General features: G+C 63.5%; 9 protein-coding genes. 7 read left to right on the plus strand and 2 right to left on the minus strand.

Annotation, left to right across the window (positions count from 1 at the left end):
• Positions 1–135 precede the first annotated feature (135 nt).
• The 7 genes from VMH22_02015 to lnt all read left to right on the plus strand — a co-directional run bounded on the left by VMH22_02015 (position 136) and on the right by lnt (position 8,699).
• Entirely contained in the window at positions 136–2,406 is a 2,271-nt protein-coding gene (locus VMH22_02015; protein HTW90466.1) for a glycosyltransferase family 4 protein, read from the plus strand.
• Positions 2,403–3,362 (plus strand): glycosidase, encoded by a 960-nt coding sequence (locus VMH22_02020; protein ID HTW90467.1) that lies wholly within the window; start codon positions 2,403–2,405, stop codon positions 3,360–3,362. The genes VMH22_02015 and VMH22_02020 overlap by 4 nt, the downstream gene beginning before the upstream one ends.
• Before the next feature lie 7 nt (positions 3,363–3,369).
• Complete coding sequence (gene pfkB / locus VMH22_02025) at positions 3,370–4,299, plus strand: 1-phosphofructokinase (protein HTW90468.1); 930 nt, start codon at positions 3,370–3,372, stop codon at positions 4,297–4,299.
• On the plus strand, positions 4,296–5,216 hold the full coding sequence (gene fba / locus VMH22_02030; GenBank protein HTW90469.1) for a class II fructose-1,6-bisphosphate aldolase: 921 nt from the start codon (positions 4,296–4,298) through the stop codon (positions 5,214–5,216). Before pfkB ends, fba begins: the two co-directional genes overlap by 4 nt.
• Positions 5,217–5,447: 231 nt before the next feature.
• The gene (purN, locus tag VMH22_02035; GenBank protein ID HTW90470.1) at positions 5,448–6,089 is read left to right on the plus strand and encodes a phosphoribosylglycinamide formyltransferase; all 642 of its coding nucleotides are present in this window, start codon (positions 5,448–5,450) and stop codon (positions 6,087–6,089) included.
• Positions 6,082–7,098, plus strand: coding sequence for a Gfo/Idh/MocA family oxidoreductase (locus tag VMH22_02040; GenBank protein ID HTW90471.1), 1,017 nt, complete (start codon positions 6,082–6,084; stop codon positions 7,096–7,098). Before purN ends, VMH22_02040 begins: the two co-directional genes overlap by 8 nt.
• A gap of 110 nt (positions 7,099–7,208) precedes the next feature.
• Positions 7,209–8,699, plus strand: a complete 1,491-nt coding sequence (lnt, locus tag VMH22_02045; protein ID HTW90472.1) for an apolipoprotein N-acyltransferase — start codon at positions 7,209–7,211, stop codon at positions 8,697–8,699.
• Between the two features lie 858 nt (positions 8,700–9,557).
• Here the strand turns inward: lnt and VMH22_02050 are convergent.
• Together VMH22_02050 and VMH22_02055 are read right to left on the minus strand one after the other, a co-directional pair.
• Positions 9,558–11,921 carry a YncE family protein gene (locus tag VMH22_02050; protein ID HTW90473.1) on the minus strand — a complete coding sequence of 788 codons (2,364 nt, stop codon included), beginning with the start codon at positions 11,919–11,921 and terminating at the stop codon, positions 9,558–9,560.
• A gap of 9 nt (positions 11,922–11,930) precedes the next feature.
• Positions 11,931–12,510: hypothetical protein (locus tag VMH22_02055; GenBank protein HTW90474.1), on the minus strand; the 580-nt coding region annotated here is incomplete at its 5' end.

A 12,510-nucleotide genomic window follows, 5' to 3' on the forward strand; every position in this document is an offset into this window, starting at 1 on the left:
CTGATGTCAATCGCCGGTGTCGCCCGGCCTGCGTACGCTACGCGACCCCACATTCAAGATTCTGGATTGGCCGCCGGGCGCCGGTTTGACTTCGGCTATATCGCGGCTAGACTGACATATCACCATGAACAAACCATGAGCAACCGCACTGCCCAGTTCGGGAAGATAGCGTTCATCGGCAACTACGTGCCGAGGCGCTGCGGCATCGCCACGTTCACGGCCGACGTCTGCGAGTCGGTCGCGCGCGAGGCGCCGGACGTGGAGTGCGTGACCGCGGCCATGAATGACACGGTCGAGGGCTACGATTATCCGGACCGCGTGCGTTTTGAGGTCGCCCAGAACGACCTCGACGAGTACCGGCAACTCGCCGACTTCCTGAACCTGGGCCGGGTCGACCTCGTCTGCATGCAGCACGAGTACGGCATCTTCGGCGGCCCGGCCGGCAGCCACCTGCTGCTGACACAGCGCCGCCTGCGCATGCCGGTCGTGACTACGCTGCACACCGTGCTGCGTGAACCGAGCGATTTGCAGCGCCAGGTGCTGACCGAGATCTGTCACCTTTCGGATCGTGTCGTGGTGATGAGCGAACGGTCCCGCCGATACCTGGGCGAGATCTACGCAGTGCCGGCCGCCAAGGTCGACCTCATTCACCACGGAATTCCCGACATGCCCTTCGTCGACCCCAATTTCTACAAGGACCTGTTCGGCGTCGAAGGCCGGCGCGTCATCCTTACATTCGGCCTGCTCTCGCCCAACAAAGGCATCGAGAACGTCATCCGGGCGCTGCCCGCCGTCGTCGAACGGTTCCCGGATGCGGTCTACCTCGTGCTCGGCGTCACCCATCCCCACGTCAAACGTGAGAAAGGCGAGGAGTACCGCATTTCCCTGCAGCGGCTCGCGCGCGAGCTCGGGGTCGGCGATCACGTAGTATTCTACAACCGGTTCGTCGACATCGGCGAGCTTTGCCAGTTCCTCGGCGCCGCCGACCTCTACGTTACGCCTTACTTGAACGAAGCCCAGGCCGTGTCCGGCACTCTCGCCTATGCGGCCGGGACCGGCAAGGCGGTAGTCTCCACGCCGTACTGGTACGCCGAAGAGCTGCTGGCCGAGGGCCGGGGCCGGCTCGTACCGTTCAACGACCACGCGGCGCTGGCCGAATCCTTCGTCCGGCTCTTCACCAACGAGGCGGAACGCCATTCCATGCGCAAGCAGGCCTATGCGTTCGGCCGCCAGATGATCTGGAAGGAAGTCGCGCGCAGCTATCTCGATACTTTCCACCGCGCCGCCGAGGAACGGCTGCGCAGCCCGGTTTTCGTGGACCGCGTCGCGGTCGAAGACCCGCTGGACATGGACCTGCCCGAACTGAACCTCAACCACCTGCTCACACTCACTGACGACACCGGAATCATCCAGCACGCCCGCAACACCGTGCCCAATCTCGGCGAAGGCTATACCACCGACGACAACAGCCGGGCGTTGATTGTGTCTTTGCGCGCGCTGGAGCACGAGAAGGACACCGCGGTCCTCCACCGGCTCGCCGGTCGCTACCTGGCCTTCATCGACTACGCCTTCAATCGCGAGAACCGGCGCTTCCGCAACTTCCTCGGCTACGACCGCCGCTGGCTGGAAGACACCGGCTCGGAAGACTCCCATGGCCGCGCCCTCTGGGGTCTTGGCACCGTGGTTGGGGCCTCGCGCGACGATGCGTTCGTCGCCCTGGCCATGAATCTGTTCGACATGGCCCTGCCTGCCGTCGAGGTCTTCTCCAGCCCGCGCGCCTGGGCCTACGCGCTGCTCGGTGTCTGTTCCTACATCAAGCGCTTCCCGGGTGCCAGCAACGCCCGCCGGGTCCGTGACGCGCTGGCGCAGCACTTGCTCGGAATGTACCGTGCGTGCGCCACCGACGAGTGGAAGTGGTTCGAGCAGTCCCTCGCCTACGGCAACGCCCGGCTGAGCCAGGCGCTTATCCGCGCCGGCGCCGACATCGGGAACGAGGAGATGACCGCCGCCGGCCTGAGCTCGCTCGACTGGCTGGTCCGTATCCAGACCGCCGAGGCCGGTAACTTCTCACCGATTCCCAACACCGGCTGGAAGCGCGGCACCCCGAGACCCCACTTCGACCAGCAGCCAATCGAGGCGCAATGCACGGTCGAAGCCTGCTTCCGGGCCTGGCGCGTTACCAAGGAACGACGCTGGCGCGAGGCGATGACCACGACGTTCGAATGGTTCCTCGGTCGCAACGACCTCGGCCGGCCCGTCTACGACTACGCGACCGGCGGCTGCCACGATGGCCTGCACCCCGAGGGCGTTAATGCCAACGAAGGGTCCGAGTCCACCCTCGCCTTCCTCGGCTCGCTGCTCACCCTGCGCTATGCCGAAACCGTGGGCAGCGAGGAGGACCGCTGACCGCGAGCGACGGCCTCTTCCAACGCTGGCCGAGCAATCCCATCCTGACCGCCGCGGACTGGCCTCATACCGTCAACGCCGTGTTCAACCCCGGCGCAGTCCGGCTGCCGGACGGCACGACGCTCCTGCTTTGCCGCGTCGAGGACCGGCGGGGCATTTCCAGTCTCTGGGCGGCCCGCTCTGCCGACGGCATCTCCGACTGGCAGGTCGACTCCGAACCGGCCATGCTCCTGAACTCGCACCACCACACCGAGGAAGCGTGGGGTGTCGAAGACCCGCGCGTCGTGTGGCTGGATGAAATAGGGAAGTACGCGACGACATATACCGCTTACTCGTCCGCGGGACCGGCCGTTTCGCTGGCGCTCACCTCCGACTTCCGGAAGTTCGAACGGGTCGGCATGGTGATGCTGCCGGACAACAAGGACGCGGCTCTCCTGCCGCACCGCATAAACGGCCGCTGGCAAATGCTCCACCGACCTAATGCCGGGCTTACCACGGACATCTGGATGGCCGAGTCACCCGACCTGCAGCATTGGGGCGGCTATCGGCGCGTGCTCGGGGCCCGCCAGGGCGCATGGTGGGACGCGTTCCGGATCGGACTCGGGCCGCCGCTCATCGAGACCGAACGCGGCTGGCTGATGCTCTACCACGGAGTACGGCAGACCGCGGCCGGGTGCCTCTACCGCGTCGGCCTGGCGCTGCTCGACGCCCAAGACCCGAGCCGGGTGCTCCGGCGCGGCGATGAATGGGTATTCGGCCCGGAGGAAGATTACGAACGTCAGGGCGACGTCGGCGACGTTGTCTTTCCCTGTGGCACGACCATCGGGCCGGACCGCGATACCCTGAGCATCTACTACGGCGCAGCCGACACCTGCATCGGCCTCGCCACAGCCCGGGTCTCCGAGCTCCTTGCGTGGCTCGACCGCCACCCCTCGACCTCCGCACCCGCGGTCTAAGCGGAACTTGATCTACACAGTCACTCTCAACCCGGCCCTGGATCGGACACTATACGTGGAATCGCTATCGCCCGGACAGACGACCCGAATCCGTCACGAGGAACGCTATGCGGGCGGCAAGGGAATCGACGTGTCGCGGGCCCTCCGCGAAATGGGCAGCGACAACGTCGCGCTCGGACTCGTGGGCGGATTCGGCGGCAAGGAACTCGAAGGCCGGTTGCTGCTCGCCGGCGTCGCCTGCAGGTTCACCCACATCGCCAACGAAACCCGCACCAACATCATCATCCAGGACGAGCCGAGCGGAGCCGAAACCGCGCTGCTGGCTCGCGGCCCCGAGGTGCAACCTTCCGAGTTGATGGACTTCCTCGACGTCCTGGAGAAATCACCGGACATGAGTCTCCTTGTCATCTCCGGCTCGCTGCCGCCTGGGCTCACGCCCGAAGTCTATTCACGGATGATAACCATCGGCAACGAGCGAGGCGCTCGGGTCGTGCTCGATACTGCGGGCGATGCCCTGCGCCAGTCCATCCGTGCCCGCCCGGCCGTAATCAAGCCCAACCGCTTTGAACTAGCTGACCTCGCGGGCAAGGCACTCCCCGACGTCCGCGCCATCTCCGAGTACAGTACGAGCCTCCTGGACTGGGTCGAGACCGTGCTCGTGTCCATGGGCCCGGAGGGAATCGTGATGGTAACCCGACACCAGATCCTCCACGCGAGGCCGCCAAAGGTGGCGGTGAAGAGCAGTGTCGGCGCCGGCGACTGCGCGGTGGCCGGATTCGTGCACGGATTGGCAATCGGAGAGACGGCCGCCGAGGCGCTGCGCCGGGGGGTCGCCGCCGGTTCGGCCGCGACGTTGAACGCGGGCACCGGCCTCTGCCGCTGCGCAGATGTCGACGCCCTCCTGCCGCAGGTCGCGGTTGAGGAAGTCAGGCTGTGAGCCTCGTCCCCGGCAAGGACATCCTCTCCGCTGCCAACGCGAAGGGCCGTGCGGTCGGCGCGTTCAACTTCAGCGACCTGGAATTCATGCAGGCGATTGTGGCTGCGGCACACGCCCGGCAGACGCCGGTGTTCCTCGCCACGAGCGAAAGCGCCATCGAGTACGCGGGGCTTGAGTATGTCGTCGCCATGGCCAGAGCCGCGGCGGAAACGACGACGGTCCCGCTATGCCTCCACCTGGACCACGGCAGAGACCCCGCACTGATCCGACGCTGCATCAATGCGGGCTACACATCGGTCATGATTGACGCCTCGCACCTGCCGTTCGAGGAGAATCTCCGGCAGACACGCGCCGTCGTACAGATGGCTCATCCGGCCGGCGTCTCCGTCGAAGCCGAACTGGGCCGCCTGGTCGGCCGGGAGGACGGCGTCGTTGTCGCGGAACGAGAAGCGCTTTTCGTTGACCCCGTCGAGGCGGCCCGTTTCGTGACTGAGACCGGCATTGACTCCCTGGCCCCGGCCATCGGCACCGCGCACGGCGCGTTCAAGTTCAAGGGCGAACCGAGGCTGGACTTCGACCGGTTGAGGAAGGTGAAAGAAGGCACCGGCGGAATCCCGCTGGTCCTGCACGGCGCTTCATCGGTGCCGCAGGACTTGCTTGAGAAATGCGAACGATACGGTCTGGACGTGAAAGGGGCGCGCGGCGTACCGGAACAGGACCTTGCGCAGGCAATCAAGCTGGGCGTCAACAAGGTCAACGTCGACACGGACCTGCGGCTCGCGTTCGCGGCTGAGGTGAGACACGTGTTCAACGAACAGCCCAGAGACTTCGACCCGCGACACTACCTGGGCAAGGCCCGGGACGCGGTCAAGGAACTCGTCGAACAGAAGATAGACCTGTTCAACCTGGTCGCGTGAGAGCGCTACGGCCGACCCTCGTCGGCCAAGTGCTTCGTTTCCGGACCGCTGCCCCTCGATCTCCCCATCCCTTCATCCCTTCTCCCCTCTACCCCGCGGGTTCCGGAGTGAAGTGCAACCGGGGCCACCGGCGGCGAACTTCTGACCGGCAGCCGGACGCCGCAAGCCGCGTCCCGTTCGGCGCCATCTTCTCGCGTTTGACAAGCACGGGTTAGAGGCTAGAATCGAGCCATGAGCAAAGTTGGCATAGCAGTCCTCGCCTCGGGCCGCGGCACGAACTTCGAGGCGCTGGCCCGCTCGGTCCGGAGCGGTGACACGAACGGCGAGATCCGCCTGCTCGTCGTCAACGTCCCGGATGCGCCGGTACTGAAGCGGGCCGAGGCCGAACATGTTCCCTCCGTACTCATTCCCCACCGTCAGTTCAAGATTCGCGGCGAGTTTGAACAGGCGCTTGCCGCCGAGCTGAGGAGACACGACATCGGTCTTGTCTGCCTGGCCGGATTCATGCGCATCCTCTCCCCGGTCTTCGTCAACGCCTTCGAGAACCGCATCATGAACATCCACCCGTCGCTCCTGCCCGCTTTTGCCGGCCTGCAGGGGATGCAGGTCCATGAGGCGGCAATCGCGGCAGGCGTGAAGGTCTCGGGCTGCACGGTGCACTTCGTGACCCTGGACCTCGACGCCGGGCCGATTGTTGTCCAACGGGCGATAGCGGTATGCGACACCGACACGCCGGAAACGCTCTCGCAGCGGGTGCTGGTCGAGGAACACCAGGCCTATGGCGAAGCCGTGAAGCTCTTCTGCGCCGGCCGCCTCAGGATTGAAGGCAGACGCGTTCTTGTCCGTGGGAACGAGGAAACGACCCGTGGCTGAGAAGAAGCTGCGGGTTGCCGTCGTCGGGTGCGGGACTCAATCGCAGCTTGCCTACATTCCCGTTCTCAGACAGAACCCGTCGGTCGAGATCTCCTCGCTTTGCGACACCGACGTCCGCAAGCTGAACCAGCTCTGCGCGATTCACAAAGTCGAGAAGCACTACGTCGACTTCGACGACCTGAAGGAAGACGAGGCGATTGACGCCGTCGTCATCGCCACTCCCAACCACCTGCACGCGCCGATGGCCCTGGCGGCAATGCGCTACGGCAAGGACGTGCTCTGCGAGATGCCGCTGGGACTTGACGCCGCCGAAGTCAGACAGATGATGAGCTGTGCGGAGCAGGAGAAGCGGAAGCTCATGCCCGCGATGAACACGCGCCTCCGGCCCGACATCCAGACCATCCGCCGGTTCGTCGAAGGCGGAGAATTGGGTGAGCTCTATTACTGCAAGACCGGCTGGCTTCAGGGCCGCGAGTCCTGGTCACTGTCCGGCTGGCGCGGGGAGCGGCTGCGGGCGGGCGGCGGCGCGTTCCTTTCGCTCGGCACTGCCCTGCTCGACGCCTCGCTTGCCCTGCTGGCCCCGCACAAACCGGTTTCCGTCATCGGGGCGGCCCATCATCGGGCCCCGCAATCTGAGGTGGAAGACACCGCCTTCGCGATGATCCGATTCGAGCCGGACCTGACCCTGACGCTCGAGGTCGGCTGGTCCATGCTGCAGGAGAAGGACCTGACGTACCTGAACCTGTTCGGCAACGCCGGAGCGGCGCTGCTCAATCCGACTCAGATCCACAAAGAGATGCACGGACACCTGGTAAATGTCACGCCCCAGATACCGGCCAAGGACTACCAGCGCTCGTCCTGGCGGATGCTCGTGAACCTCTGGGTGGAATCGCTTGTGCGGGGAACGCCGTTGCCCATCGACGCCGCCGAAGCGCAGACGATCAGCCGACTCGCGGACGCCTTCTACCGCTCCCAGTCAACCCGCACCGAGGTCCCCCTAAAGCAGTAGAGCCAGGAGTGAATTGTGAAGAGTGAAAGTCGGACCCGGATTTCACTATTCTCCATTCACTGTTCACCATTGGCCCCCGAGGTCCCGCTCACATCCGAAAAGTCCTGACCCTGGCCGTCTCGGCTGTCGGCCTCGGCGCGTTTGCATTCGCGCCGTTCCCGCTCCGTCTCCTGGCCTTCTTTGCGCTGGTCCCGCTCTTCTGGACGATTCGGGACGCGCGGCCGGGACGTGCGTTCCTGTGGGGCTGGCTGTTCGGCGGGCTGCTCTTCGCCGCCCACCTCTGGTGGCTCTGGTTTCTGGTCGTGCCGGTCCAACCCGTCACGCGGTTCCTGCTGGATATCGGCGTGGTCCTGCTCTTCGCCTACCTCGGCCTGTATATCGCCGTATTCGCGTGGCTCACGCGCCGCTGGGGCCTCTGGGCCGCGCCGCTCACCTGGCCGTTGCTTGAGTTCATCCGCACCAAATCACAGATCGGTTTCCCCTGGGGCCTGCTCGGTTACACGATGACGCCGTACTTACCTTTCATCCAGCCCGCCTCAATCGGAGGCATCTACCTGGTATCGGCATGGCTGGTACTGGTGAATGTACTTCTGTACAAGCTCTACGCTACACGCTTCACGCCCGACGCTCCGGATGCGCGGCGCATGCTGGGTCCTGCCCTTGCGCTAGCCGCCGCCTTCGCCGCACCGCTCATCTTCTCAGCACTCTACATCCGGCCACTCAAACCGTGGTTCAACGTCGCCATTGTCCAACCGAACGTCTCCCCTCTCGACAAAGGGGACTGGGACTCGCGCTCCACCATCGAAGGGGACCTCGCCCGCCTCACCCTGCAATCGGCCGCAACCCATCCCAACCTGATCCTGTATCCTGAAACGGCAACGCTCACCGACGTAACGAGGGCGTCAACCGTCGGGAATGTGGTTCGCGGCCTGGCCGATTCGCTCCGTACCGAGATATTCACCGGCTCGCCCCTCTACGACGAACGCCGGAATTCCTGGCATAACGGCGCGGTGCTCATCCGGCCGGGCGAGCAACCCATCAAGCAGCGCTACTACAAGAATCGGCTGACCCCATTCTCGGAGAAGATACCGTACTCGGACGAGTTGCCGATACTCCGCAAGATACTCGGCACTGCCGACATGGGCGACTGGGCAAGAGGTCACGATTACACCGTATTCAAATGGTCGGGCGGCACGCTCTCGGCGCTCATCTGCTATGAGGCTATCTTCCCGGACTACGCGCGCGAGTTCACCCGCCGCGGTTCGCAACTCCTGGCGGTCGTGACCAATGACGGCTGGTTCGGCCGACTGGTCGGGGCGCAGCAGCACGCGGAACTGGCGGTCTTGCGCACAGTCGAGAACGGCGTGCCGATGATCCGGAGCGCCAACAACGGCGTCTCCTTCATCGTCGACCCCTACGGCAGGATACTCAAGCGCACCCCGCTGTTTGTGCAGACGACCCTTACCGGACCTGTCCCGCGCCCCATCGCGCCGACCCTCTACCGCCGCTACGGCGACTGGTTCATGCTTGTCTGTCTTCTCGGCCTCATTGCGGGCTCTGTTGCTCGACTGGTGAGCGCCCGCAAAGCCCGGCCGCAGTAGCAGGCTGCCCGCCCTCGGACCCGCCCCAGAACAGGAATTCCCGCAGATCACGCAGACGACGCGGCGAGTCGCCCCGACGCCGATGGAGGGGTCTCGCCCGGTCCGGAAGGACAACCGCAGATTACGCAGATGCCACAGATTTCCGGCCAGAACCCCTGAACCCGTGAACCCCGTTCTCTCGACCACTGGACCACCTTCCCCCTATTCTGACATGTCCAATCAGAATCGAGATTTCCTCGCAATCGGAGCAGCAACGGGCAGAGCAGCTCGGGAAGCACTTCTCCGGGCAAATCGGAGAGCAACGGTCGGAGCTTACTCGGGAGCAACCCGGACAGGAACCCGCGGACTTACTCGGGCCGCAACGCTCCGACCAACCCGGAGAGGAACGTGCAGACCAACCTACGGACTAACCGGGAAGGTAACGCGGAGTGCAACCGGTGAAGTAACCCGGCGAATTCCGGTGGAGGTTCATCCGGGAATTGCGGTGGAGATAGCCCTTCGAACGATGTACGAAGCAACGGTGTCCGCAACCTCCTAGACGACGTAGGGGGCGGGGGTGTAGATTTGACGCTAGACGCCTAACGCATTACGCCAGAAGCAGATACACCGAAAGGCCGACTTGGACGAATGATACAAACTCGTCTCATTCCTGCCGTAACTGCTTCCCGCTCGCCCATGGCTGTCTGCCGCGAGCCACAAGCCGCAGGCACATAGCCCGGAGACCCGCCTCCTGCGCTACCCCTCAGAGTTATAGGATTCCCCGCATCTGCCCCCGATCCTCCCCTCCGCAGAACCAAGGGCGGGCTTTCGCCCGCCCCTTCTACTCCTAACTGCTCTCTGCTAACTGCTAACTTCTGCTCACCTTGTCACCACGACCTTGCGTACGGCTTGTGCTTGAGCTTGCGCTTCAGCCGTCCTCACGAAATAGACGCCCGGAGCCACGGCATGCACGTCATTCGCGCCGGCTCTCAGGTCCATCACCTTCCGCCCCGCCGCGTCCAGTAACTCCGCCCTGTCTACTGTCTGCTGTCTACTATCTACTGTTCCGAGCACCAGCGCGCCGCGGACGATGGTCGGCAGTGGCTCGGGACCCCCGACCTTTGGCGTCAGTCCCTCAGCAGTTCCCGCGCCGCCCGAATCGCGCAGGACCGAGATGCTGGAGCTACGGTAATTGGCGACATAGACCCGGTTCTGGGCCGGATTCCACGCAAAGGCGGTCGGCTCGCTATCGACCCTAATGGTCGCAATGACGCTGTCGATGGCGCCGTCTATCACGGTCACGTTGCTGCCGTAGTAGTTCGCGCAGTAGACTTTGTTGTTGGTCGGGTCATAGCACAAGATCCAAGGGTTGTAGCCCGCATTCACACTGGCAGTGACGCTGTCAGTCGCTCCGTCTATCACGGTCACGGTGCCGCCACCATTCGCGCAGTAGGCCTTGTCATTGGTCGGGTTGTAACAGAGGGCGCAAGGTTCGTTGCCTGCAGCCACCGTTGAAATGACCCGGTCGGTTTCCCCGTCTATCACGGTAACGCTGTCGCCGTACACATTCGCGCAATAGATCTTGTTGTTCGTCGGGTTGTAGCAGAGGGCATAAGGGTACTTACCTGCAGCCACGGTGGCGACGACCCCGTTGGTCGCTCCGTCTATGATCGTCACGCTGCCATTATAGCCATTGTTCGCGCAGCAGACCTTGTTATTGGTCGGGTTGTAGCAGAGGGCGCAAGGGGTGTAACCCGCAGTTACGGTGGCGATGACGCTGTCAGTCCGGCCATCAATCACGGTTACGTTGTCGCTGCTATCGTTCGCGCAATAGACCCTGTTGTTCATCGGGTTGTAGCACAGGGCATGAGGGGCGTGACCTGCAGCCACGGTGGCGAGGACGCTGTCGGTCGCGCCGTCAATCACGGTTACGTTGGCAGTGGCGTGGTTCGCGCAGTAGACCTTGTTGTTGGTCGGGTTGTGGCAGAGGGCATAGGGGTAGCCGCCAGCAGCCACAGTGGCGATGACCCGGTCGGACGCGCCGTCCATCACTGTCACGCTGCCGTTTACGCTGCAACTCGCGGAGTAGACCTTCCGGTTGGTCGAGTTGTAGCACAGAGCGTAAGGCAACGCGCCTGTGGCCACAGTCGCGATGACGCCGTTTGCCGCGCCGTCAATCACGGTCACGTTGTTGCTGATACTGTTCGCGCAGTACACCTTGCTATTCTGAGGGTTGCAGCAGAGGACCCAAGGTCCGCTGCCTGCGGTAACGGTGGCGATGACCCCGTTGGTCGCGCCATCAATTACCCTCACGCTGCCGCCGCTGTAGCTCGCGCAGTAGATCTTGTTGCTGGTCGGGTTGTAGCATACGTCATGAGGCCAACGACCTGCAGTCACTGTAGCAACGACCCCGTTGGTCGCGCCGTCAATCACGGTCACGTTGTTGCTGGAGTAGTTCGCGCAGTATACCTTGTTGTCGGTCGCGTTGTAGCACAGAGCCCAAGGGGCACCGCCTGCGGCCACTGTGGCGATGACGCTGTCGGCCCCGCCGTCAATCACGGTCACGTTGTCGTCGCTGAAGTTCGCGCTGTAGACCTTGATGTTGGTAGGGTTGTAGCAGAGGGCCTGGGCATAGTAGCATGCGTCTAGAGTGGCGATGACGCTGTCGGTCGCGCCGTCTATCACCATCATACCCGTACCCCCACCCGTACCCCCAGCGCAATAGACCCTGTTGTTCGTCGAGTTGTAACAGAGGGTGGCCCCACTTGCGTCCACGCTGGCCAGAACGCTGTCGGTCCCGCCGTCAATCACGGTCACGTTGCCGCCGCTGTTCGCGCTGTAGACCTTATTGTTGGTCGAGTTGTAGCACAGGACCAGAGGGTCGCTACCCGTGGCCACGGTGGTGATGACCCTATTCGTCTTGCCGTTTATTACGGTCACATTGCTGTCGTCATAGCTCGCGACGTAGACCTTGTTGTCGGTCGGATTGTAGCAGAGAGCCTCTACAACCGCCCCGGCTGGGATTCGGGCAATCCTCTGGTTCGTGGCCCCATCAATCGCGAGCACGCAGTCCCCAAATCCGCCGGCGACATAGACGGTGTTGTTGGCTGAGTCATAGACCAGGCACTGCGGGCTTTCCAGCCCGCCGAGCGAATCCGGCAGATAGATGGTCTTCTCCAGCCACTGGGCATGGACGGCTGACAGCGAACAGCTAACAGCTAACAGCACAACTGCGGACTTCATGATACCTCCCTATCTCGTGATGATGACCTTAGAGACGCTCGACGCCTGATGCTCTACGCCGGACGCCCGACGCACGAAGTAGACGCCCGGAGCTAGGGCATGCACGTCATTCGCGCCCGGACGAAGGTCGAGCACCCTACGACCCATGGTATTAAGCAGCTCCACCCTGTATGCTGAATGCTGTCTACTATCTACTGTTCCTAGCACCAGCACGCCTCGGCAAGGGCTGGGCGCTATCTGCAATGACGCGGCCGGAACCGCGTTGCGGCGTTCGACGGCCCCATCGCACGTGGTGTCCATGTCTGCGAGTTCGTGCAGGTAAAGCAGGACGCGGACCTCGTCCTGCACTTCCTGGACCTGAGGTATCCAGACCGGCGGGTTCGATATGTCGTAGACATGATTTGCCGGGTTCATCGCCGAGTCGTTGACCCGGGTCCAAGGGCTGATGCCTGCACCACCATAGACAACGGCGGTGGCGCTGTCTATCAACTGGATGGCGTGCTGGTTCTTCCTTATCTTCGGGTTGCTGTCGACCTGCGGCTGAATCCGCAGGTACGCGCAGGGCACCTGCTTCATGAATCGGCCTGCC

The organism is bacterium (assembly GCA_035505375.1).
GTDB lineage: Bacteria > Hydrothermota > Tepidihabitantia > Tepidihabitantales > Tepidihabitantaceae > UBA2258.